23 protein-coding genes are annotated in these 22,836 nt (G+C 75.8%); 17 read left to right on the top strand and 6 right to left on the bottom strand.

Annotated elements, in window-relative coordinates; translation table 11 throughout:
• Positions 1–19 precede the first annotated feature (19 nt).
• Positions 20–439, bottom strand: a complete 420-nt coding sequence (locus FKM96_RS05145; RefSeq protein WP_147794332.1) for a DUF5709 domain-containing protein — start codon at positions 437–439, stop codon at positions 20–22.
• A gap of 88 nt (positions 440–527) precedes the next feature.
• On the opposite strand from FKM96_RS05145, the gene FKM96_RS05140 reads away from it, so the two are divergent.
• From FKM96_RS05140 to FKM96_RS05110, 7 genes are all read left to right on the top strand, one after another.
• Complete coding sequence (locus tag FKM96_RS05140; RefSeq protein WP_147794331.1) at positions 528–2,222, top strand: ABC-F family ATP-binding cassette domain-containing protein; 1,695 nt, start codon at positions 528–530, stop codon at positions 2,220–2,222.
• 231 nt (positions 2,223–2,453) lie between these two features.
• Complete coding sequence (gene rplM / locus FKM96_RS05135) at positions 2,454–2,900, top strand: 50S ribosomal protein L13 (protein ID WP_147794330.1); 447 nt, start codon at positions 2,454–2,456, stop codon at positions 2,898–2,900.
• 35 nt (positions 2,901–2,935) lie between these two features.
• The gene (gene rpsI / locus FKM96_RS05130) at positions 2,936–3,424 is read left to right on the top strand and encodes a 30S ribosomal protein S9 (RefSeq protein WP_147794329.1); all 489 of its coding nucleotides are present in this window, start codon (positions 2,936–2,938) and stop codon (positions 3,422–3,424) included.
• 149 nt (positions 3,425–3,573) lie between these two features.
• Positions 3,574–4,923 carry a phosphoglucosamine mutase gene (gene glmM, locus FKM96_RS05125; RefSeq protein WP_147794328.1) on the top strand — a complete coding sequence of 450 codons (1,350 nt, stop codon included), beginning with the start codon at positions 3,574–3,576 and terminating at the stop codon, positions 4,921–4,923.
• Between the two features lie 8 nt (positions 4,924–4,931).
• Positions 4,932–5,639 (top strand): peptide deformylase, encoded by a 708-nt coding sequence (locus FKM96_RS05120; RefSeq protein WP_147794327.1) that lies wholly within the window; start codon positions 4,932–4,934, stop codon positions 5,637–5,639.
• A gap of 366 nt (positions 5,640–6,005) precedes the next feature.
• The gene (locus tag FKM96_RS05115) at positions 6,006–6,899 is read left to right on the top strand and encodes a DedA family protein (protein ID WP_246855212.1); all 894 of its coding nucleotides are present in this window, start codon (positions 6,006–6,008) and stop codon (positions 6,897–6,899) included.
• 273 nt (positions 6,900–7,172) lie between these two features.
• Positions 7,173–7,742 carry a hypothetical protein gene (locus tag FKM96_RS05110; protein WP_147794326.1) on the top strand — a complete coding sequence of 190 codons (570 nt, stop codon included), beginning with the start codon at positions 7,173–7,175 and terminating at the stop codon, positions 7,740–7,742.
• 18 nt (positions 7,743–7,760) lie between these two features.
• Here FKM96_RS05110 and coaA read toward each other — a convergent pair whose 3' ends face one another.
• A complete protein-coding gene (gene coaA, locus FKM96_RS05105) occupies positions 7,761–8,723 on the bottom strand; it encodes a type I pantothenate kinase (protein WP_371300494.1) in 963 nt (320 codons plus the stop codon).
• A 108-nt stretch (positions 8,724–8,831) separates the two neighbouring features.
• Between coaA and glmS the strand changes: the two genes are divergently transcribed.
• The gene (gene glmS / locus FKM96_RS05100; RefSeq protein ID WP_147794324.1) at positions 8,832–10,685 is read left to right on the top strand and encodes a glutamine--fructose-6-phosphate transaminase (isomerizing); all 1,854 of its coding nucleotides are present in this window, start codon (positions 8,832–8,834) and stop codon (positions 10,683–10,685) included.
• Entirely contained in the window at positions 10,682–11,035 is a 354-nt protein-coding gene (locus tag FKM96_RS05095) for a holo-ACP synthase (RefSeq protein ID WP_147794323.1), read from the top strand. The genes glmS and FKM96_RS05095 overlap by 4 nt, the downstream gene beginning before the upstream one ends.
• A gap of 33 nt (positions 11,036–11,068) precedes the next feature.
• Here the strand turns inward: FKM96_RS05095 and FKM96_RS05090 are convergent, their stop codons facing one another.
• Positions 11,069–12,055 carry an LLM class F420-dependent oxidoreductase gene (locus FKM96_RS05090; RefSeq protein ID WP_147794322.1) on the bottom strand — a complete coding sequence of 329 codons (987 nt, stop codon included), beginning with the start codon at positions 12,053–12,055 and terminating at the stop codon, positions 11,069–11,071.
• A 108-nt stretch (positions 12,056–12,163) separates the two neighbouring features.
• Between FKM96_RS05090 and FKM96_RS05085 the strand changes: the two genes are divergently transcribed.
• The 6 genes from FKM96_RS05085 (at position 12,164) to rimI (ending at position 17,699) form a co-directional block, all read left to right on the top strand.
• The gene (locus FKM96_RS05085) at positions 12,164–13,768 is read left to right on the top strand and encodes a bifunctional ADP-dependent NAD(P)H-hydrate dehydratase/NAD(P)H-hydrate epimerase (RefSeq protein ID WP_147794321.1); all 1,605 of its coding nucleotides are present in this window, start codon (positions 12,164–12,166) and stop codon (positions 13,766–13,768) included.
• Between the two features lie 82 nt (positions 13,769–13,850).
• Positions 13,851–14,471 (top strand): nucleoside/nucleotide kinase family protein, encoded by a 621-nt coding sequence (locus FKM96_RS05080; RefSeq protein ID WP_147796932.1) that lies wholly within the window; start codon positions 13,851–13,853, stop codon positions 14,469–14,471.
• A 58-nt stretch (positions 14,472–14,529) separates the two neighbouring features.
• Entirely contained in the window at positions 14,530–15,729 is a 1,200-nt protein-coding gene (gene alr, locus FKM96_RS05075) for an alanine racemase (RefSeq protein WP_147794320.1), read from the top strand.
• Positions 15,726–16,298, top strand: a complete 573-nt coding sequence (gene tsaE / locus FKM96_RS05070) for a tRNA (adenosine(37)-N6)-threonylcarbamoyltransferase complex ATPase subunit type 1 TsaE (RefSeq protein WP_147794319.1) — start codon at positions 15,726–15,728, stop codon at positions 16,296–16,298. Before alr ends, tsaE begins: the two co-directional genes overlap by 4 nt.
• 112 nt (positions 16,299–16,410) lie before the next feature.
• Positions 16,411–17,130 carry a tRNA (adenosine(37)-N6)-threonylcarbamoyltransferase complex dimerization subunit type 1 TsaB gene (gene tsaB, locus FKM96_RS05065; protein ID WP_147794318.1) on the top strand — a complete coding sequence of 240 codons (720 nt, stop codon included), beginning with the start codon at positions 16,411–16,413 and terminating at the stop codon, positions 17,128–17,130.
• Positions 17,127–17,699, top strand: coding sequence for a ribosomal protein S18-alanine N-acetyltransferase (rimI, locus tag FKM96_RS05060; protein WP_246855210.1), 573 nt, complete (start codon positions 17,127–17,129; stop codon positions 17,697–17,699). The genes tsaB and rimI overlap by 4 nt, the downstream gene beginning before the upstream one ends.
• Positions 17,700–17,780: 81 nt before the next feature.
• Here rimI and FKM96_RS05055 read toward each other — a convergent pair whose 3' ends face one another.
• Positions 17,781–18,428 (bottom strand): malonic semialdehyde reductase, encoded by a 648-nt coding sequence (locus FKM96_RS05055; RefSeq protein ID WP_147794317.1) that lies wholly within the window; start codon positions 18,426–18,428, stop codon positions 17,781–17,783.
• Between the two features lie 128 nt (positions 18,429–18,556).
• Here FKM96_RS05055 and tsaD point away from each other — a divergent pair, with 128 nt between their 5' ends.
• Complete coding sequence (tsaD, locus tag FKM96_RS05050) at positions 18,557–19,615, top strand: tRNA (adenosine(37)-N6)-threonylcarbamoyltransferase complex transferase subunit TsaD (RefSeq protein ID WP_147794316.1); 1,059 nt, start codon at positions 18,557–18,559, stop codon at positions 19,613–19,615.
• 24 nt (positions 19,616–19,639) lie between these two features.
• On the opposite strand, the gene FKM96_RS05045 is transcribed toward tsaD, so the two are convergent.
• Positions 19,640–20,788, bottom strand: coding sequence for a glutamate--cysteine ligase (locus FKM96_RS05045; protein WP_147794315.1), 1,149 nt, complete (start codon positions 20,786–20,788; stop codon positions 19,640–19,642).
• Positions 20,785–21,984, bottom strand: coding sequence for a class I SAM-dependent methyltransferase (locus FKM96_RS05040; protein ID WP_147794314.1), 1,200 nt, complete (start codon positions 21,982–21,984; stop codon positions 20,785–20,787). Before FKM96_RS05040 ends, FKM96_RS05045 begins: the two co-directional genes overlap by 4 nt.
• A 250-nt stretch (positions 21,985–22,234) precedes the next feature.
• Between FKM96_RS05040 and groES the strand changes: the two genes are divergently transcribed.
• Complete coding sequence (gene groES, locus FKM96_RS05035; protein ID WP_147794313.1) at positions 22,235–22,531, top strand: co-chaperone GroES; 297 nt, start codon at positions 22,235–22,237, stop codon at positions 22,529–22,531.
• Positions 22,532–22,836 lie beyond the last annotated feature (305 nt).

The following is a 22,836-nucleotide window of genomic DNA, read 5'->3' as shown; positions in this document are numbered from 1 at the left end:
GCCGGGAGGAGGCGTGGAGTCAGTCCTCCTCGTCGACGATGTGGACGGCGGCCTCCTCGGCGCTCGCCGCGCCGCCGTCGACGCCCGCGTCCAGCGCGAACTGGTCGTTGCCGCCGGCCTCCACGGCGTCGTCGTCCTCGAGCAGCCGGCCGGCGCGGTCGGGCTCGCGGGACGGGTCGGGCGCGCGGTCGGGGTCGTCCCAGACGTCGGGCTCCTCCTGGGCGACGCGCTGGTCGAGGGTCTCGCCGCGGGACTCCTCCCAGGCGGTCTCGCCGAAATGGCTCGAGGCGGGGCGCGGGCGCTCGGGCGGGCTGTAGCCCTCGTCCAGCAGGTCGTCGACGCCGCGTCCGACCAGCGTGTCCTCGGCGGGGAGCTGGTCCGCGTCGCCCTCGGCGCCGGTGGCGGCGTCGGTGCTCGTGGCAGGGGTGTTCTCGCTCATGCGTCGAGCCTGGCACCGCACCTCCCGCCCTGCCACCGCACGGATATCGGGTTGGGAGCTCGGCCGGACACCTGGGACGATCGGCGCCATGGGTCATCTCGAGGTGCACGACGTGCGCTACGTGCTCCCCGACGGCCGTCCGCTGCTCGGGGGTGTCGACCTGCGGGTCGGCGAGGGGCAGCGCACCGCGCTGGTGGGTCCGAACGGCGCGGGGAAGTCGACGCTGCTGCGGATCGTGGCGGGCGACGAGCAGCCGCACGACGGCGCGGTGGTCCGCACGGGCGGGCTCGGCGTGATGCGGCAGGACGTGGGGCGCATCGCGGACGACCGCTCGGTGCGCGACCTGCTGGCGTCGCTGGCGACGGGCGCGATCGGCGCGGCTGCGGCGGAGCTGACCGCCTCGGAGCTGCACATGATGGAGGTCGACGACGAGCCGTCGCAGATGCGGTACGCGCAGGCGCTCGCGGACTGGGCGGACGTCGGCGGCTACGAGGTCGAGGCGGACTGGGACCGGGTGACGGACGCGGTGCTGTCGGTCCCGTTCGACCGGGCGCAGCACCGGGGCGTGCGGACGCTGTCGGGCGGGGAGCAGAAGCGGCTGGTGCTGGAGGCGCTGCTGCGCGGCCCGCAGGAGGTCCTGCTGCTCGACGAGCCGGACAACGCGCTCGACGTCCCCACGAAGCGCTGGCTGGAGCGGCGGCTGCTCGACAGCCCGAAGACGGTGCTGCTGGTGAGCCACGACCGCGAGCTGCTGTCCCGGGTGCCGACGCACGTCGCGACTCTGGAGCCCGCGCGGGCCGGCGCGACGGTCTGGGTCCACGGCGGCACGTTCACGACGTACACCGAGGCGCGGGAGGCGCGGCGGGAGCGGCTGGCCGAGCTGGCGCGCCGGTGGGACGAGGAGCACCAGAAGCTCGTGACGCTGGTGAACACGCTGAAGACCAAGGCGGCGTTCAACGACGGGCTGGCGTCGCGGTACTCCGCGGCGCAGACGCGGCTGCGCAAGTTCGAGGAGGCCGGGCCGCCGGAGGTCGTCTCCCACGACCAGCACGTGCGGGTGCGGCTGCGCGGCGGGCGGACCGCCAAGCGCGCGGTCGTCGCCGAGCGTCTCGAGCTGACGGGCCTGATGAAGCCGTTCGACCTCGAGGTGTGGTTCGGCGAGCGCGTGGCCGTCCTCGGGTCGAACGGGTCGGGCAAGTCGCACTTCCTGCGGCTGCTGGCCGCGGGTGGGAGCGACCCCCAGCCCGAGCAGGCACCGGCCGAGGGGGAGCTGCCGATCGACCCCGTCACGCACACGGGTGTCGCCCGGCTCGGGTCCCGCGTGGTGCCCGGGTTCTTCGCGCAGAACCGGCAGCACGCGCAGGACGCGGCGTTCGCCGGGCGCACGCTGCTGGAGATCCTGCACCGCGGGGAGGGTCGCCGGCCGGGCATGGGCCGGGAGCCCGCGAGCAAGGCGCTGGACCGCTACGAGCTCGTGGCGTCGGCGGAGCAGCGGTACGAGACGCTGTCGGGCGGGCAGCAGGCGCGGTTCCACATCCTGCTGCTGGAGCTCGGGGGAGCGACGCTGCTGCTGCTCGACGAGCCCACGGACAACCTGGACCTGCACTCGGCGGAGGCGCTGGAGGCGGGGCTCGCGGCGTTCGAGGGCACGGTGCTGGCGGTGACGCACGACCGCTGGTTCGCCCGGGGGTTCGACCGGTTCCTCGTGTTCGGCGAGGACGGGGCGGTCGTGGAGACCCCGGAGCCGGTGTGGGACGCGGGCCGGGTGACCCGGTCGCGCTGAGGTGGGGAGCGCGGTGCGCTGAGCAGGGCGGCCGGTCGGTGACCGACGTCGCTTTGACCGCCCCCCGGACCGGCGGCTACCCTGGTGAGTCGTTGTGCGTCCGTCGGTGTCGACCCTGGTGCGTTCCCACTCACCGGTCCACGGACGACGCACCGACGGTACTCATCGGCTGACCCCGGCTTCTACGGGATTGCCGTGGACACAGTCAGAGACATAGAGAAGGCAACGACCGTGCGCACGTACACCCCGAAGCCCGGCGACGTCCAGCGGAACTGGTACGTCATCGACGCGACCGATGTCGTCCTGGGCCGCCTCGCCACCCACGTCGCCACGCTGCTGCGCGGCAAGCACAAGGCGACCTTCGCCCCGCACGTGGACGGCGGCGACTTCGTCATCGTCATCAACGCGGACAAGGTCGCGCTGACCGGCAACAAGCGCGAGACCAAGCTCGCCTACCGCCACTCGGGCTTCCCGGGTGGTCTGCGGGCGACCACGTACACCGACCTGCTCGACAAGCACCCCGAGCGTGCGGTCGAGAAGGCCGTGCGTGGCATGCTCCCGAAGACCTCGCTGGCCCGCCAGCAGCTCTCGAAGCTGAAGGTCTACCGCGGTGCCGAGCACCCGCACGCCGCCCAGCAGCCGAAGCCCTTCGAGATCACCCAGGTCGCGCAGGGCTGACGCCCTCGAGCACACCGGAACAGGACGCGAAACACATGGCCGAGACCACGGTCGACATCGACCTCGAGGGCGGCGAGACGCCCAGCAGCTACACCTCCGAGACCGCGGCCCCCGCGGGCCGGGGCCAGAGCCTCACGGCTCCCGGCCAGGCCCTGGGCCGCCGCAAGGAGGCGATCGCCCGCGTGCGCCTGGTGCCCGGCACCGGCCAGTGGAAGATCAACGGCCGCACCCTCGAGGACTACTTCCCGAACAAGGTGCACCAGCAGCTCGTGAACTCCCCGCTGAAGCTGGTGGAGGTCGAGGGCCGCTTCGACGTCATCGCCCGCATCAGCGGCGGCGGCGTGACCGGCCAGGCCGGCGCCCTGCGCCTGGGCATCGCCCGCGCGCTGAACGAGATCGACGCCGAGCACAACCGCCCGGCCCTGAAGAAGGCCGGCTTCCTGACCCGCGACCCGCGCGTCGTGGAGCGGAAGAAGGCCGGTCTCAAGAAGGCCCGCAAGGCCCCGCAGTACTCCAAGCGCTGATCCACCGATCAGCGACCGCGGCCGGTGGTCCCGAGGTTCCGTCCTCGGGGCCACCGGCCGTTCCGGTGCCCGGGCCCGGCGCGGTGACGCGCGGGGCTGGCACGATGCAGGGGGCCGCACCGGCGGCCCCGACGACGAGGGGGTCCTCGATGGCACGACTGTTCGGCACCGACGGGGTGCGTGGCCTGGCGAACCGGGACGTGACCGCCGAGCTGGCGCTCGACCTGTCCGTGGCGGCCGCGCACGTGCTCGGCCAGCGTGGCGAGTTCGCCGGCCACCGGCCGCGCGCCGTGGTCGGCCGTGACCCGCGCGCCTCGGGCGAGTTCCTGTCCGCCGCCGTGGCCGCGGGCCTGGCGAGCGCGGGCGTGGACGTGCTGAACGTCGGCGTGCTGCCGACGCCCGCCATCGCGCACCTGACCGGCGCGCTGGACGTCGACCTCGGCGTCGTGCTGTCGGCCTCGCACAACCCCATGCCGGACAACGGCATCAAGTTCCTGGCCCGCGGCGGCCACAAGCTCGACGACGAGCTCGAGGACGCCATCGAGCAGCGCCTGCGAGGCGCGTGGGAGCGCCCGGTCGGCGCGGCCGTCGGCCGGATCCGCTCGGACACGGGTCGCGCGGGGGAGCAGTACATCGAGCACCTGGTGTCGACGCTCGGGCACGACCTCGCGGGCCTGCGGGTGGCGGTCGACTGCGCGAACGGCGCGGCGTCCGAGGTCGGTCCCGCGGCGCTCCGCGAGGCCGGCGCCGACGTGGTGGTCATCAACGCGTCGCCCGACGGCCGCAACATCAACGAGGCGTGCGGATCGACGCATCCCGAGCAGCTGCAGGCCGCGGTCGTGGCCTCGGGCGCGGACCTCGGGGTGGCGTTCGACGGGGACGCCGACCGCTGCCTCGCGGTGGACCACACCGGCGCGCTGGTGGACGGCGACCAGATCATGGGCGTGCTGGCGCTCGACCTGCGCGAGCGGGGGGTCCTCGCGCACGACACCCTCGTCGTCACCGTGATGAGCAACCTCGGTCTGCGCCTCGCGATGCAGGCGGCGGGCGTCCGCACGGTCGAGACCGGCGTGGGCGACCGCTACGTGCTCGAGGCCATGCGCGCGCACGGCTACAACCTCGGCGGCGAGCAGTCCGGCCACGTGATCCTCGCGGACCACGCGACCACGGGCGACGGCACGCTCACGGCGCTGCAGCTCGCGTCCCGCGTCGCGGCGACGGGTCAGAAGCTCAGCGAGCTGGCCGCCGTGGTGCGCCGGCTGCCGCAGACGCTCGTCAACGTCCCGGGTGTCGACAAGGACCGCGCGGGCTCGGACGAGCACGTCGCCGCCGCCGTCGGCGCTGCGCAGACGTCGCTCGGGTCGACCGGCCGCGTGCTGCTGCGCCCCTCGGGCACCGAGCCCCTGGTCCGGGTCATGGTCGAGGCCGCGACGCAGGACGACGCCGACCGGGTCGCCTCGCAGCTGGCCGACGTCGTGCGCGACCGCCTGGCCCTCTGAGCCGCGCGGTGACGACGAGCGGGGCGGGAGCCGGGGAGGCCCCGCAGGCGACCTGGCCCGCCGCCGTCGTGCGCGAGCACGTGCTGCGGCTGCTCGACGCCGGTGCGGCGGACCCGTCGGGCACCGTGCCGATCGTCCAGGCCGGGCACCCCGCGCTGCGGATGCGCGCGGTGCCGTTCGACGGCCAGGTCGGCGACGACGAGCTCGCGGCGCTGGTCGCGCTCATGCGCCGGACGATGCACGCGGCGCCGGGCGTCGGCCTCGCCGCGCCGCAGATCGGCCTGCCGCTGGCGCTGGCGGTGCTCGCGGACCCCGGCGCGGGCGAGACGGAGACCGGCCGGGTGCGCGAGCGTCCCGCCCTGCCGTTCCGCGTGCTGGTGAACCCGGCGTACGGGTCGGTCCCGGGCGAGGAGCCCGAGCGGGTGTCCTTCTACGAGGGCTGCCTGAGCGTGGTCGGCTACCAGGCGGTGGTGCCGCGGCTGCGCCGGCTGCGTCTCACCGGGCAGGACGAGACGGGCGCCGCGCTGGACGAGGTGGTGCAGGGCTGGCCCGCCCGCATCGTGCAGCACGAGACGGACCACCTGAACGGCACGCTGTACCTGGACCGGGCGCACCCGCGGTCGCTGTCGGCGACGGACGAGCTCGGCGCGCACTGGGCGACGGAGCCCCGCCCGGCCGAGGCGGCGCGCACGCTCGGCTTCCCGCTCGACGGCTGAGGCCCCCGCCGCGCGGCCCCGGGCGCTGCTCCGGCGGCGGCCCCGTCGGCCCCGCCCGCCCGGCCCCCGGCACGGACCGCAGCGTTCACCGGGACGTCACCGAATCCCCGTGACCCGTGTCGGACCTCCGTGGTGCACTGGGCGCACGGGGTCGTCCGAGGGGGTGGCGCCGCTCCGCCGGGAGGCGGACCCGGGTCGGCGGCACGTCGTCCCGGGGGCCGATGCCCGGTGCGACCGTCCCGGTCAGGATGGGGGGAGGACCAGGGTGGACTCGGGGGAGTCCCCCATGTCACGGCCGGCGACGCGCGCCTAGCGTGGACGACGGCCGACCCGCCCGAGGGCAGCCGTCGAACGACCCGGGAGCTGATGAACGTGCTGCAGGACTGGATCAGCGCCATCGAGGGCTGGGTGCCGATGCTGGCGGACTCGGTGTGGGTGTTCCCGGCGCTGTTCCTGTTCGCTACGATCGACGGCTTCTTCCCGCCGATCCCGAGCGAGTCGGTCGTGATCGCGCTCGCCTCCCTGTCGGTCGCGCACGGCGCGCCGAACATCGTGCTGGTGGCGCTGGCCGCCGCGCTCGGCGCGTTCGTCGGCGACCAGATCGCCTACACGATCGGCTCGAAGGTCGACGTGCACCGGCTCCGGCTGTTCCGGACCGCGCGCGGTCGCAAGGCGCTCGCGTGGGCCGAGCACGCGCTCGAGCACCGGGGCTCGTCGTTCATCCTGGCGGCGCGGTACATCCCGGTGGGCCGGGTGGCCGTCAACATGACCGCCGGGGCGCTCGGGTACCCGCGCAAGCGGTTCGTCGGGCTCACCGCGCTCGCCGCCGTGACCTGGGCCGTGTACGGCTCGGCCGTCGGCGCGGGGGCGGGCCTGTGGCTCGAGGACCACCCGACGATCGCGGTGGTCGCGGGCGTCGTCGTGGGCACCCTGGTCGGGGTCGGGATCGACTGGGTGCTGCGCCGCTGGACCGGGCTGGACCGGACGCCCGCGCCGATGGCAGGAGCGCAGGAGAGCGGCGCGGGTGGCGAGGACACCGCGGGCCAGGCGGTCGGAGGCCAGGACCCCGCCGGGCGCCGGGACGCCGCCGGGCGCGAGGACTCGGTCGACCGTGACCTCCCCGGGCAGGTCGCCGGCGCTCCCGTCGCCGCAGCGACCGGGGCCCTGTGCGCGGTCCCGTCGGCCGCGGCGGCGCAGCGCAGTGCCGCCGTCCCGGACCGCCGGGTCACGTCCCGGCAACGATCCGGCCCCGTCCGCTAACGATCCCGCATCGTCGGCCGCCCGGGCCGGTCGCCGTGCCTACGCTCGACCCGGGCCACAACGGCGTCGCCCCCGACGGCGGAGGCCGGGCACGCGCCCGCGCCTTCGCCCTGGGCAGGGGAACGGGCGACGGAGGGCGGCGGCGACATGGCAGCACCGCGTCCTCGCGCACCCCGGAGTCCGTCGCCCGGCCGCTCTCCCCGGGTCGCGCCGCGGCGGTCCCCTCGCCCTCGGGCCGGGCTCGCCGGCCTCCTGGCCCTCGCTCTGGCGGCCGTGCTGGCCGCGTGCGCGGGCGGCGACCCCGCCGCCTCCACCGCCGACGCCGCCCGGCGGTCCGCCTCCGGGGCGTCGGTGTCGTCCGGCGCGGACTGCCTGGCACCCCAGGTGCTCGCCGCGCTCGGGTTCGCGGGCGCGGGCGCGAGCAGCACGGCGCACCCCGACGTGCCGGAGGCGGGCCCGGTCCCGGACGCGTTCACCGCGGTGTCCGCGGTGCTGTGCACGACCGGGGAGACGCTGACCGACGCCGCGGGCCGCTGGGCCGCGGTGACCGCCACACGGCTCGAGGGCGACGTCCGGCCGCTGATCACCGCGCTCACGGCGTCGGCGACCGTCCCCGCCGCGGGGACCTCGCCCGCGCCGTGCGGGGAGGACGCGCGCCGCGCCGACCTCTGGCTGGTGGACGCGCTGGGCGCGGCGGTACGCGTGGCGCTGCCCTCCGGGGGCTGCGGGACGCTCCCGGTCGCCGTGTCGGAGGGCCTGGACGCGCTGGACGCCGTGGACGTGGAGCACTACCCCGTCGAGCTGGTCGGGCCGCGCGCGACGGCGGCGCCGACAGGCGGCTGACCGGACCCGCGGGTCGGCTCAGAGCTTGCGGAGCCGCACGCGGCGGACCGAGTGGTCGCCGCCCTTGGTCAGCACGAGTGTCGCGCGGCTGCGGGTCGGCAGGATGTTGCGCACCAGGTTCGGCGCGTTGATCGCGTCCCAGATGCTCTCGGCGCGCGCGACGGCCTCGGCGTCGCTCAGGCCCGCGTACCGGTGGAAGTACGACTCCGGCCGGGCGAACGCCGTCGACCGCAGCGACAGGAACCGCTCGACGTACCACTGCCGGACGTCGGAGGTCCGCGCGTCGACGTAGATCGAGAAGTCGAAGAAGTCGCTCACCGCGAGGTTGGAGGTGCTCGACGTGCCCGCGGCGGACGGGGCCGGCTGCAGGACGTTGAGGCCCTCGACGATCAGCACGTCCGGCCGGCGCACGACCACCTCGGCGCCGGGGACGATGTCGTAGGTGACGTGGTCGTACACCGGCGCCCGGACCTCGTCGTGGCCGGCCTTGACCTTCGACACGAACTGGAGCAGCGCGCGCCGGTCGTACGACTCGGGGAAGCCCTTGCGGTCCATGAGGCCGCGGCGCTCGAGCTCGGCGTTCGGGTGCAGGAACCCGTCGGTCGTCATGAGGGCGACGTTCGGGGTCGCGGGCCACCGGGCCATGAGCTCGCGCAGCAGCCGGGCCGTCGTCGACTTGCCGACCGCGACCGACCCGGCGACGCCGATGACGAACGGGGTGCGGGGGGTGTCCTCGCGCAGGAACGTCGACGACGCCGCGTGCAGCCGGCGGGTCGCCGTGACGTACAGGTCGAGCAGCCGGGACAGCGGCCGGTAGATCGCGTCCACCTCGGCCAGGTCGATCGGGTCGCCGAGCCCGCGCAGCCGGGTGACGTCCTCGTCGGTGAGGGGAAGCGGCGTGGACTCCGAGAGGCGGACCCAGGAGTCCCGGTCGAGCTCCACGTACGGGGAGGTCTGCCCGGGGACGTCGGTGGCGCGCACCCGACGATTCTGCACGATGCCGCGGGTCGCGCCTTCCGGGAGCGGGGGTCGCGCGGACGTGACCTGCGCCGCGGCGGTGCGGTCCGCGCCGCGGCTAGACTCCCGCGCATGTGTGGAATCGTCGGGTATGTCGGTGACCATGGCCCGGACGCCCGGCCGCTCGGGGTCGTCCTGGAGGGCCTGCGCCGCCTGGAGTACCGCGGGTACGACTCGGCGGGCGTCGCCCTCGTCACCCCCGAGGGCCTGGCCACGGCCAAGAAGGCCGGCAAGCTCGTCAACCTGACGGGGCTGCTCGAGGAGCGCCCGCTGCCGGGTGCGACCGCCGGCATCGGGCACACCCGCTGGGCGACCCACGGCGGCCCGACGGACGTCAACGCGCACCCGCACGTCGCGGGCGGCCTCGCGCTGATCCACAACGGCATCGTCGAGAACTTCGCCGTGCTCAAGGAGGAGCTGCTGGCCGACGGCGCCGAGCTGCTCTCCGAGACGGACACCGAGGTCGTCGCGCACCTGCTGTCCCGTGCCTACGCCGAGGTCAAGGACCTGGGCGAGGCCATGCGTCAGGTGGTCCGCCGGCTGCACGGCACCTTCACGCTGCTCGCGGTCCACGAGGACCACCCGGACACGGTGGTCGGCGCGCGGCACGACTCGCCGCTGGTCGTCGGGCTCGGCGACGGCGCGAACTACCTCGGGTCCGACGTCGCCGCGTTCATCGCGGAGACCCGGCGCGCGCTCGAGCTCGCGCAGGACCAGGTCGTCGTCATCACGCCGCGCTCGGTCACCGTCACGGACTTCGACGGCAACCCCGCCGAGGGCCGCGAGTACACGATCGACTGGGACGCCGCCGCGGCGGAGAAGGGCGGCTTCCGCTCCTTCATGGAGAAGGAGATCGCCGACCAGCCGCAGGCGGTGCAGGACACCCTGCTCGGCCGCACGGACGTCCAGGGCCGCCTGGTGCTCGACGACCTCAAGATCTCCGAGTCGGTGCTGCGCTCCGTCGACAAGATCATCGTGATCGCCTGCGGCACCGCGGCGTACTCCGGGCACGTCGCCAAGTACGCCGTCGAGCACTGGTGCCGGATCCCCGTCGAGGTCGAGCTGGCGCACGAGTTCCGCTACCGCGACCCGATCCTGACCGAGCGCACGCTGGTCGTCGCGATCTCGCAGTCCGGCGAGACCATGGACACGCTCATGGCCGTCCGGCACGCCCGGGAGCAGGGCGCCAAGGTGCTGGCGATCTGCAACACGCACGGGTCGACGATCCCGCGCGAGTCCGACGCCGTGCTCTACACGCACGCCGGACCCGAGGTCGCCGTGGCGTCGACCAAGGCGTTCCTCGCCCAGATCACCGCCGCGTACCTGCTGGGCCTGTACCTCGCGCAGCTGCGGGGCAACAAGTTCGCGGACGAGATCGGCGAGATCCTCGAGGACCTGCGGGCGATGCCGGACAAGATCCAGGACGTCCTGGACCGCTCGGGCCGCGTGCGGGAGATCGCGCGGTGGATGGCGGACACCTCCTCGGTGCTGTTCCTCGGCCGGCACGTCGGGTTCCCGGTGGCCCTGGAGGGCGCGCTCAAGCTCAAGGAGATCGCGTACATCCACGCGGAGGGCTTCGCGGCCGGCGAGCTCAAGCACGGCCCGATCGCGCTGATCGAGCCCGGGCAGCCGGTGTTCGTCATCGTGCCGAGCCCGCGCGGCCGCGACTCGCTGCACTCGAAGGTCGTCTCCAACATCCAGGAGATCCGGGCGCGCGGCGCCCGCACCCTGGTCATCGCGGAGGACGGCGACGAGGCGGTGCGCGCGTACGCCGACGAGGTGTTCTACGTGCCGCAGAGCCCGACGCTGCTCGCGCCGCTGCTGTCCGTCGTGCCGCTGCAGATCTTCGCGTGCGAGCTCGCCACGGCCCGGGGCCTGGACGTCGACCAGCCGCGGAACCTGGCGAAGTCGGTCACGGTCGAGTGATCGTCGGCGTCGGGATCGACGTGGTCGACGTCGCCCGGTTCCTGGCGACGGTCGAGCGGGTCCCGGCCCTGCGGGAGCGCCTGTTCACGCCCGAGGAGCGGGAGCTCGCGCCGGCGTCGCTCGCGGCGCGGTTCGCCGCCAAGGAGGCGATCGCGAAGTCGCTCGGCGCGCCCGCCGGGATGTCCTGGCAGGACGCCACCGTGCGCCGGGTGCGCGGGGAGCAGCCGGTGGTCGAGGTGACCGGTACCGTCGCGGCGGCCGCGGCGGCCCGCGGCGTGACCCGCTTCCACCTCTCCCTGAGCCACGACGCCGGCATCGCGTCGGCGATGGTCGTCGCCGAGTCCGACTGACCCGCGCGCACGCGCACCCGCGCGGCGCATACGTCAGCGCAGGGCCGGGACGACCTCGCGCTCGAACAGCTCGATGCCCGAGCGGTCGTAGGCGGCCTCTGCGAAGTACGTGATCGCGTAGGTCATGCCCAGACCGCGGAGCTCGGTCAGCTTCTCGACGATCTGCTCCGGGGTGCCGACGAGCGGACCGCGGCGGAACTCCTCGGCGACCTCGGGGGCCTTGTCCGGGACGGTGCGGGCGTAGTGCTCCTCGATCCAGGCGATCCGGTCGTCGACCTCCGCCTCCGTCGACCCGATCACCACGTTGTAGTTGGCCGAGCGCGTGATCTCGTCGTAGTTCCGGCCGATCGCGGCGCAGTGCTCCTGCAGGACGCGGCTCTTGTGCGCGAAGCCGGCCGGGGTGCCGTCGAAGTTCGTGTACGCCGCGTGCTCGGCCGCGACGCGCAGGGTCTTGCGCTCGCCGCCGCCCGCGATCCACAGCGGCGGGCCGTCGACCTGGAGGGGGAGCGGGGCGAGCTGGGCGCCGTCGACCTGGTAGTGCCGGCCGTCGAGGGTCGCGACGCCGTTGGTCCACAGCTGCTTCATGATCTGCACGCCCTCGTCGAGCATGGCGATCCGCTCGCCCGGCTTCGGGAAGCCGTAGCCGTAGGCGCGCCACTCGTGCTCGTACCAGCCGGCGCCGATGCCCATCTGGACGCGGCCGCCGGAGATGATGTCGGCCGTCGCCGCGACCTTCGCGAGGTAGGCCGGGTTCCGGTACGACATGCAGGTGCACATCTGGCCGAGCGTGACGCGGCTGGTGGTCGCCGCGTAGGCGTTCATGAGGCTCCAGGCCTCGTGCGTGGCCTCGCCGTTGGGCTGGGGCACCGCGTGGAAGTGGTCGTAGACCCAGATGGAGTCGAAGGCGTCGCCCTGGTCGGCGTGGGTGGCGAGGCCGCTCATGACGGACCAGTGGTCGCGGGCCTCGATGCCCGTGAGGTCCTGCCGCCAGCCCTGGGGGATGAAGAGTCCGAAGCGCATGGGCCGCAACCTATCCCCGGAGCCGATCGAGCGCCGGACGGCGACCACGCACGCAGGCTGCGTCCGCGACCACGCGCGCCCGCCGCCGGGCTCGGCCAGGATGGACGCATGATCCTGGGGTACACGGCAGCCGAGGTCCGCGCGGCGGAGGAGCCGCTGCTCGCCGACGGGGTGCCGCTGATGCAGCACGCGGCGTTCGCCCTCGCGACGCGGGTCGCGGCGGAGCTCGCCGACCGTCGCGGGCACGTGCGCGGCGCGACGGTGGTGGCACTGGTCGGGTCGGGCAACAACGGCGGCGACGCGCTGCACGCCGGTGCGTACCTGGCGCGGCGGGGCGTGCGGGTGGTCGCGGTCTGCGCGACGGACGCGCCGCACGCCGACGGGCTGGCGGCGTTGCGCCGGGCGGGCGGGCGCGCGGTGCGCGCGGTGGAGCCCGGAGCGGCCGACGGCGACCGCCCGGACGACACCGCCGCGCTGCCCGGCGTCTGGCTCGGCGACGCCGTGGCCGAGGCGTACGCCGCCGACGTCGTGCTGGACGGCCTGCTCGGCATCGGCGGCCGGGGCGCGCCGCGCGGGGTCGCGGGCCTGCTCGCCGGCCTGCTCGCCGACCTCCTCGAGTCCGAGGACGCGGGCAGCGCCGGCGGTGGCCCCCGGAGCGCGTCCGAAGCGGGCGGCGGCCCGCTGGTCGTGGCGGTCGACCTGCCGAGCGGCGCGGGCGTGGACGACGGGTCGCTCCCGGACGGCCCGGTGCTGCCGGCGGGGGTCACGGTGACGTTCGGCGCCGCGAAGCCCGGGCTGCTGCTGCCGCCCGCGTCCCGGCGGGCCGGGCGGGTGGAGGTGGTCGACCTCGGTCTGGCGCTGCCCGAGCGGCCCGCCGTCGCGCGCCTCGCGCCCGCCGACGTCGCCGCGCTCTGGCCGGTGCCCGGGCCCGAGGACCACAAGTACAGCCGCGGCGTGCTCGGCGTCGTCGCCGGGACGCCGGCGTACCCGGGCGCGGCGGTGCTCACGGTGTCGGCCGCGGCGCTGTCGGGCGTCGGGATGGTCCGGTTCGTGGGGCCGTCGGCGGTCGCGCGGTCGGTGCTGGCGGCCCGGCCCGAGGTCGTCGCGGGGACCGGCCGGGTGCAGGCCTGGCTGCTCGGGCCGGGCGTCGACCCGGGCCACGCCAAGCAGGCCCGGCGGGTGACGGGTGCGCTGCAGGCGGCGCTGGCGGCGGGGCTGCCCGCGGTGCTCGACGCCGGGGCGCTGGCGCTGGCGCCCCGGGAGCTGGCGCCGTGGTGCGTGCTCACCCCGCACGCCGGCGAGCTCGCGACGCTGCTGAGCCGGCTCGGCGAGGACGTGGAGCGGGCCGCGGTCGAGGCGGAGCCGCTGCGCTGGGCTCGCCGCGCGCACGAGCTGACGGGCGCGACGGTGCTGCTCAAGGGCTCGACGACGGTGGTCGTGGGCGCGGGCGGCGCGGTGTACGCCCAGGCGGACGCCCCGGGGTGGCTCGCCACCGCCGGCGCGGGCGACGTGCTCGCGGGCGTGCTCGGCGCGCTCCTCGCGGGCCGGGCCGCGGACGTGCTGGACGACCCGCCGCTGGCGGCGGCGCTCGCGGCCTCGGCGGCGCTGGTGCACGGCCGGGCGGCCGAGGAGGCGGTGCCGGGCGGGCCGGTCACGGCGCTGGGTGTCGCGCACGCGATCCCGGCGACCGTGGCAGGGTTGCTGCGTGGCTGAGACCCCGACCGGCGCCGCCGACGCTCCCCCCGACGGCCTGCGCGCCCGCACCCCGGCCGCCGACGCCCCGCTCCGGGACGACCTGCGGCGCCGGGTCGCGGCACTGCTCGACGCGCCGGGCACGACGACCGGCCCCGATCGCCGGCTGCTCGGCATCGCGGGCGCGCCCGGCGCCGGCAAGTCGACGCTGAGCGCGCAGATCCTCGCGGCGTTCCCCGGCCGGTGCGTCGTGGTGCCGATGGACGGGTTCCACCTCGCGCAGACCGAGCTCGAGCGCCTGGGCCGGGCCGACCGCAAGGGTGCGCCGGACACGTTCGACGCGGCGGGGTACGTCGCGCTGCTGCGCCGGCTGCGCGCGCCGGTGCCGGGGGAGACGGTGTACGCGCCGGAGTACCGCCGGGACCTGCGCAACGGCGTGGCCGGGGCGATCGGCGTGCCGGCGGACGTGCCGCTCGTGATCACGGAGGGCAACTACCTGCTGCTCGACCGGCACGGGTTCGGGCCGGTCCGCGAGCAGCTCGACGCCTGCTGGTTCGTCGACCTGCCGGAGGAGGTGCGGGCCGAGCGGCTGGTCGCCCGGCACGAGCTGTTCGGCAAGCCGCCGTCCGCCGCGTACGCGTGGACGCACGGGCCGGACCAGCGGAACGCGGACCTGGTCGCGGCGACCCGGGCCCGCGCGGACGCGGTCGTCACGGTCGACTGACCGGCCGCGCCGCGCGCCGCCGCGCGAGGCACCCGCGCGCCGGTGGGACACTGGGGACGTGAGCAGGTTTCCCGCGCGGGCGGTCGTGGACCTCGGGGCCGTGCGTGCCAACGCGCGGACCCTGGGCGACCTCGCCCCGACGGCGCAGCTCATGGCGGTCGTGAAGGCGGACGCCTACGGGCACGGGCTGCTGCCCGTCGCGCGCGCGGCGGTCGAGGGCGGCGCGACCTGGCTGGGTGTGGCGCAGGTGTCCGAGGCGCTGGCCCTGCGCGCCGGTGGCGTCACCGCCCGCGTGCTGACCTGGCTGTACGCCCCGGGCGCCCCGCTGGCCGAGGCCGTGGCCGCGGACGTCGACCTGTCCGTCGCCGCCCCGTGGGCGCTGCGCGAGGTCGCCGGGGCCGCCCGCGCCACGGGCCGCACGGCCCGGATCCACGTGAAGGTCGACACGGGCCTCGGCCGCAACGGGCTAACCCCGGCCGACCTGCCGGCCGTCGTCGACGAGGCGCTGCGGCTGGAGGCCGAGGGCGTCGTCCGCCTGGTCGGCATCTGGTCGCACCTGGCGTTCGCCGACGAGCCCGGCCACCCGAGCCTGCACGCCCAGGGCGACGTCCTGCGCGCCGCGGCGGCGGACGCCGAGGCCCGCGGCGCCCGGTTCGAGGTGCGGCACATCGCGGCCTCCGCCTCGACGCTGACGGACCCGGAGCTGCACCTCGACCTGGTGCGCCCGGGCATCGCGCTGTACGGCCTGACCCCGGTACCGCAGCTCGGCGGCCCGGAGCGGTTCGGGCTGGTGCCCGCGATGACGGTCGAGGCCGAGCTCGCGAACGTCAAGAGGCTGCCCGCCGGGCACGGCATGTCCTACGGCCACCACTACGTGACGCCGCGCGACACCGTGGTCGGCGTCGTGCCGCTGGGGTACGCCGACGGCGTCCCCCGGCACGCCTCGGGCCAGGACGGCGCCCCGGGTGCCCCGCTGGACGTCGGCGGCCGGCGCCTGGCGATCGCCGGGAGGGTCTGCATGGACCAGGTCATGGTGGACCTCGGCCCCGGCGCGACCGAGCAGGCCGGCGACCGCGTGGTGCTGTTCGGCACCGGCGCGGACGGCGGGCCGACGGCGCAGGACTGGGCGGACTCGGCGGGCACCATCAGCTACGAGATCGTGACCCGGCTCGGTGCCCGGGTGCCGCGGGTGTACGTGGACGGCGGCCGGGAGGTCCCGGCGAGCGGCGCGGAGCGCGTCGCGGAGGGAGTGGCGTGAGCGAGCAGGACGGGGCGACCGCGACGGTCGCCGAGGTGACGGTGGACCTGGCGGACGCGGACGCGACCCGCGCGTACGGCGAGGCCCTGGCGGGGCTGCTGCGGGCGGGCGACCTGGTCGTGCTGACCGGCGACCTCGGCGCGGGCAAGACCACCCTGACCCAGGGCATCGGCACCGGGCTCGGCGTGCGCGGGGCGGTGGCCTCGCCGACGTTCGTGATCGCGCGGGTGCACCCGCCCCTGCCGCAGCCCGACGGCGCGACCGGCCCGGCCCTGGTGCACGTCGACGCGTACCGGCTCGGCTCGCTCGACGAGGTCGACGCGCTCGACCTGGACACCTCGCTCGACGAGTCGGTGACGGTCGTCGAGTGGGGCGAGGGCCTCGTCGAGTCCCTCGCGGACGACCGCCTGGAGGTGGCGCTGCGCCGCCCCCGCGGCGCCGACGCCGCCGGTGGCGCCCCGCACGCCGAGCACGCGGAGGACGCCGCCGCGGGCGTCCGCGCCGTGACCGTCCGGGCGCGCGGCGACCGCTGGCGCGGCGTCGCGCTGCCGGGAGCGCCCTCCGCCTGACGCACCGGCGCCGCCGCGCGCCGACCTGATCGACCACCTGCCGCGAACGGCGGACCGCCGACCCGCAGCACTCGACCCTCGCCCCGACCCCGACCCCGAAGGAACCCCACCGGTGCCCGTCCTCGCGCTCGACACCTCCGCCGCCGCGTCCGCCGCCGTCGTCGACGACGCGGGCCGCACCCTGGCCACCCGGTCGACCGGCGAGTCCCGCCGGCACGCGGAGACGCTGACCCCGCTGCTCGACGAGGTCCTCGCCGAGGCGGGCGTCGCCCGCACCGACCTGACCGCGGTGGTGGCGGGCACCGGCCCCGCGCCGTTCACCGGCCTGCGCGTCGGCCTGGTCACGGCCCGCACGCTCGGCCTGGCGCTCGGCGTCCCGGTGCACGGGGTGTCCTCGCTCGACGCGCTGGCGCTGGCCGCGGTCGCTGCGGCGGCGTCCGGCACCGGCCCGGCCCTCGACGACCGCGAGGTGCTGGTCCTGACGGACGCGCGCCGCAAGGAGGTCTACTGGGCCCGGTACCGCGCGGTGGTCGGCGCGGGCGCAGCCCCGACCGTCGAGGCGGTCGAGGGCCCCGGCGTCGCGACGCCGGCCGCGGTCGCGGAGCAGGGGCTCGAGGGGCTGCTGCTCGTCGGCCCGGGCACCGCGCTGTACCCGGAGCTGCTGCCGCCGGTGCCCGGCACGCCCGACGCCGTGGACGCGGCGGACCTCGCCCGGGTCGCGCTCGCGCGGCTCGCGGTGGCGGGTGCGGGCGTGGTGCTGCCGACGGAGCCGCTGTACCTGCGCCGCCCGGACGCCGTGCCGCCGGCCGCCGCGAAGCGGGCGCGGGCGTGACCTCGCCCGACGACCGGACCCGCGACGGGGCCGCGGACGCGGGCGGTCCGGCGCCGGAGGACGCGACCGTGCCGGGGGACGCCTCGGTGGCGCACGGCGCCGCCGACGCCGGCCGCACCGCCGACGTCCTGCTCCGGCCGCTCGTCCCCGACGACCTCGACGCGCTCGAGGACATGGAGGAGGCGCTGTTCGGCGCCGGCGCCTGGTCGCGGACGTCGCTGGCCGAGGAGATCACCGGCCCGGGCCGGTGGTACGTCGGCGCGCAGGACCGGGCGTCCGGCGAGCTCGTCGGGTACGCCGGGCTGTGGTTCGACGGCTACGACGGCCAGGTGATGACCGTCGGCACCCGCCCGGACGCGCAGGGCCGCGGGATCGGCCGGATGCTGCTGGACGCGCTGCTCGACCACGCGCGCGAGCTCGGCGCGGGTGACGTCCTCCTGGAGGTGCGGGTCGACAACGAGCCGGCGCTGCGGCTGTACGAGCGCGCGGGGTTCGAGCGGTTCGGCCGGCGCAAGGGCTACTACCAGCCCGAGAACGTCGACGCCTGGACGATGCGCCGCAGGGCCTGAGCGGCCGCGCCGGATGCGGCGAGGGCCCCGCACCGGACGAACCGTGCGGGGCCCTCGCGCGTCGCCGTCCGGCGCGCGGTGTCAGATCGAGCGCGCGACGTCCTCGAAGTCGAGGCGGCCCTGGCGCGGGTGCGAGGCCGGCATGCCGAAGCCCTCGACGTCCTCCGGCGCGCTGCCCACGTTGAGGACCATGATCGAGCGCCAGCCCGACCCGGCGAGCAGGTCGGCGTCCAGGCCGGGCGCGTCGTAGCCGGTCATCGGCCCGACGTGCAGCCCCGCGGCGCGCAGGCCGACGATCAGGTACCCGGCCTGCAGGAACGCGTTGTCGCGGGACATCCGGGCGCGGACGTCCTCGATGCCGGCGAAGTTGTCGCGGGCGCCGGCCATGTGCGGGGCCAGGCGGGGGAGCTGCTCGTGGAAGTCGACGTCGGCGGCCACGACGATGCTGAGCGGGGCGCGCCGGGTCTTGGCCTTGTTGCCCTCGTTCATGTGGTCGACGAGGCGCTCGCGGCCCTCGCCCGAGCGGACGAGCAGCAGGCGCAGCGGCAGCGAGTTCATCGCGGTCGGGCCCCAGCGGACGACGTCCCAGACGGCGCGGACCTGCTCGTCGGTGACCTCGCCGTCGGTGAACGTGTTGACGGTGCGGGCGTCCCGGAACACCAGGTCCACGATCTCCTGCGGGACGCGGAGGTCGGCGGCGGCGGACGACGGTGCGGTGTCGATGCTCATGATCGGTTGAATGCGCAACATCTACGAGGTCATTCCTGTTGCCTGCGTGAACCGTGTCACACCGCGCGCGCGCGCGGCGTGCGCCGCACGCGCAAGGGGACCGGGGCGCGCGGCCTAGACTCGGGGACATGCCTGAAGCGCCCCTCGTCCTGGGGATCGAGACGTCCTGCGACGAGACCGGGGTCGCCCTGGTCCGCGCCCACGCCGACCGCAGCGAGCTCCTGGTCGACGCCGTCGCGTCCTCCATGGACGAGCACGCGCGGTTCGGCGGGATCATCCCGGAGATCGCCTCCCGCGCCCACCTCGAGGCGATGATCCCGACGATCGAGCGCGCGCTCGACACCGCCGGGGTCACGCTCGTGGACGTCGACGCGGTCGCCGTCACGGCCGGGCCCGGCCTCGTCGGGTCGCTCACCGTCGGCACCGCCGCGGCCAAGGCGCTCGCGTACGGCCTCGGCAAGCCGCTCTACGGCGTCAACCACGTCATCGGCCACGCGGCCGTCGACGAGCTGGTGCACGGCCTGTTCCCCGACCGGGTCATGGCGCTCGTCGTGTCCGGCGGGCACTCCAGCCTGCTGCTGATCGACGACGTCGTCACCGGCGTGCACGAGCTCGGCTCGACGCTCGACGACGCGGCGGGCGAGGCGTTCGACAAGGTCGGCCGGCTGCTGGGGCTGCCCTACCCCGGTGGCCCGCACATCGACCGCCTGGCGCGCGAGGGCGACCCGACGGCCATCCGGTTCCCGCGCGGCCTCACCGCCGCGAAGGACCAGGCGAAGCACGCGGACGACTTCTCGTTCTCCGGCCTGAAGACCGCCGTGGCCCGCTGGGTCGAGGCGCGCGAGGACGCCGGCGAGCCCATCCCGCTCGAGGACGTGTCGGCGTCGTTCGCCGCGTCCGTGGCCGACGTGCTCACCGCGAAGACGATCGCGGCCTGCCGGAAGCACGGCGTGGACACCCTGGTGGTCGGCGGCGGGTTCTCCGCGAACTCGCAGCTGCGGGACATGGCCGCCGAGCGGTGCGCCGCGGCCGGGATCGACCTGCGCATCCCGCCGATCAAGTACTGCACGGACAACGGCGCGATGATCGCCGCTCTGGGTGCCGCGGTCGTGCGCCGCGGGCTGCCGGCGTCGGACTTCGCGATCGGCGTCGACTCGACGATGCCGCTGGAGACCGTCACGGTCTGACCTGGCGCGGCCCGCGCGCGGAGGTCAGAGCGGGCGACCCGCCCGCATCTCCGCGACCAGCGACGCCACCACCGCGTCGAGCTCGCCGGCGTTCCGCCGGGCGACGGCCCGCTGCCGCTGGTAGGACGCGCCCTTGCGCAGGATGACCCGCACGGCGTCGAGCTCGGTCGCGCAGCCCAGCCGCTCGGCGACCGGCTCCAGGTCGACCAGCAGCCGCGCGACCGCGTCGGTCACGAGCTCCTCGTCGCCCGCCGCGTTCGTGATGATGATGGCGTCCATGCCGTAGCGCGCCGAGCGCCACTTGTTCTCCTGGGCGAACCACGGCGGGATCGTCGGCAGCTCCTCGCCGCGGTCGAGCAGCGTGGAGAAGTGCTCGACGAGGCAGTGCGTGAGCGCGGCGAGCGCCGTCACCTCGAGCAGGCTGGGGGAGCCGTCGCAGATCCGGGCCTCGATCGTGCCGAACCTCGGCGACGGCCGGACGTCCCAGCGCACCTCGTCGAACGCGTCGATGACCCCGGTGTGCAGCATGTCGCCGACGTAGGCCTCGAGCTGGTCCCAGCGCTCGAACGGGAAGGGCAGCCCGGCGGTCGGCAGCTGCTGGAACATCAGCGCGCGGTTCGACGCGTACCCGGTGTCCTTGCCGCCCCAGAACGGGCTGGACGCGGACAGCGACTGCAGGTGCGCGAACGTGGTCAGCAGGGCACGGGAGATCGGCAGCACCTTGTCCCGGTCCTCGATCCCGACGTGCACGTGCACGCCGTAGATCAGCATCTGCCGGCCCCACCACTGCGTCCGGTCGATCAGGGTGGCGTACCGCTGCTTGTCCGTGACCTTCTGCTGGGCCCAGCGCGCGAACGGGTGGGTGCCGGCGCTCATCAGCTCGACGCGCAGCGGGTCGGTGACGGTGCGCACCTCGTCGACCGCGCGCTGCAGGTCCGCGCCGGCCTCGCCGACCGTGCGGCAGACGCCGGACACGACCTCGACGGTGTTGAGCAGCAGCTCCTGCTTGATCGCGGGGTGCTCGGCCGCGCCGGCGGGGCGGACCGCGTCGAGGACGGTGCTGGCGACCTGGCGCAGGTCGCCGGAGTCGGCGTCGACCAGCGCGAGCTCCCACTCGATGCCGACGGTCGACCGCTCGGACCGCGCGAACGGCAGCCGGGTCGGGGTGGTCACGCGGCGGCGCCGACGGGCTCGACGAGCAGCACCTGCTGCTGGCCGGCGACGCGGGTGAGCACGATCGTCGCGGCGGCCGTCCCGCGGAGGTCGAGCTGGCGGCGCAGCTGCTCCGGGACGACCGCGGTGCCGCGCTTCTTGATCGTCAGCGACCCGACGCCGCGCTCGCGCAGGTAGGCCCGCAGCCGCTTGAGGCCGAACGGCAGGGTGTCGAGCACCCGGTAGGCCGTGGCGAACGGGGTCGCGTGCAGCGCGTCGGAGGTCACGTAGGCGATCGTGCTGTCCACGAGCCGTCCCTGCACCTCGGCGGCGACCTCGGCGACCAGCCCGGCGCGGATCACGGCCCCGTCGGGCTCGTAGAGGTAGGCGCCGACGGGCCCGACCTCGGCGCGGGACCGCTCGCCGGCGGCGCGCAGCACGGCGGACCCGCCGGCGGCCCCCAGCAGCAGCGCCGACCGGCCGGGGCCCTCGGGTGCGAGCGGGCCGAACCACAGGCCGAGCTCGACGACGTCGCCGTCGACCGACACCCACTGCGCCTCGGCGTCGTCCGGCAGCGCGCCGTGCGGCACGCCCGGGCCGAGCTTGAGGCCCAGGGCCGGCACGCGCTCGCGGAGGGCGAGGACGTCGTCCAGCGGCGGGGCGTAGGCCGCCGGGTCGAACACCCGGCTCCCGCCCGACGTCCGGCGCGCGGGGTCGGCGTACACGCCGTCCACGCCCTCGGCGGCGAGGTCGACCGCCAGGCCGTCGCCGTGCCGGACCTCGGCCTCGGGGAACGCGCGCAGGTTGATCGTCGCCAGGGCGGCGGTGGTCTCGTCGGCGTCGACGGCGAGCACCCGCAGCCCGACGCCCGCGAACGCCATCGCGTCGGCGCCGAGGCCCGAGGTCAGGTCGGCGACGCGGGTGACGCCCGCGGCCGCGTACCGGCGCGCGTGCCGGGCGGCGACCACCAGCCGGGTCGCCTGCTCGAGGCCCGCGGGGGTGAACAGCATGCCGTCCGCGAACTCGCCGAGCTTGTCGTGCGCCCTAGCTCGCAGCCGCGACTGGGTCAGCGCCGCCGCGACCAGGTCGGCGTCGAAGCCGTCCTTGCGCAGGCGCTCGGACAGGGCCATCGCGTGCCGCTCGTCGTACGGGGGGAGGGCGGACAGCAGGGCCCAGCCCTCGGGGCTGAGCAGCTTGGCGAGGCCGGACGCGTCCATCCCGCGATCCTCGCACGGCGGCGCGGGCCGACGACGGGCGCCGCGGCCGGGGCGGACGGATGTGACGCGCGACCCCCGGACGTTGGCACTCGCCTTGACCGAGTGCTGACGGGTTCCTAGAGTGCTGATCGGCACTCTCCTCGTGGGAGTGCCAGCGCACCGCAGTTCGGCCGGCACCCGCGACGACGGCAGGACCGACGGGGCGACAACGGACATCAGGCAGCACTCACACGCGAAGGGGAGGTCCGCTGTGTCGGTCTCCATCAAGCCGCTCGAGGACCGGATCGTCGTCAAGACGCTCGAGGCGGAGCAGACGACCGCCTCCGGTCTCGTCATCCCGGACAGCGCCAAGGAGAAGCCCCAGGAGGGCGAGGTCCTGGCCGTGGGTCCGGGTCGCATCGACGACAACGGCAACCGCGTCCCGCTCGACGTGGCGGTCGGTGACAAGGTCATCTACAGCAAGTACGGCGGCACCGAGGTCAAGTACGACGGCGAGGAGTACCTCATCCTCTCCGCGCGCGACATCCTGGCGGTCGTCACCAGGTGACGCCCCCGCCGGCCCGCGCGGGCCGGCGGACGCCTGACGAGGGCCCTCTCCGTGGACGGAGGGGGCCCTCGTCGCGTCCGGGGCCCCTGTGTGCGCGGCGCGTCCCGCCGTCGAGAGGGCAACCGACACGTCGAGCGCGTCGTCGCCGGCTGCGCGCTCGACGTGTCGGGTACCCGCTCGGCGCGCGCGGGCGGGCGGGGCGCCGGACGGGCGCGGTCGGCGGCGCGCCTCCCGCGGCCGGGCGCGGGCCTGACAGCACGACGGGGCCCCTCCGCATGCGGAGGGGCCCCGTCGCTCGTGGACGG

It is taken from the genome of Cellulomonas sp. Y8, assembly GCF_008033115.1.
GTDB lineage: Bacteria > Actinomycetota > Actinomycetes > Actinomycetales > Cellulomonadaceae > Cellulomonas.
This window is presented reverse-complemented; position numbering and strand designations above follow the sequence as displayed.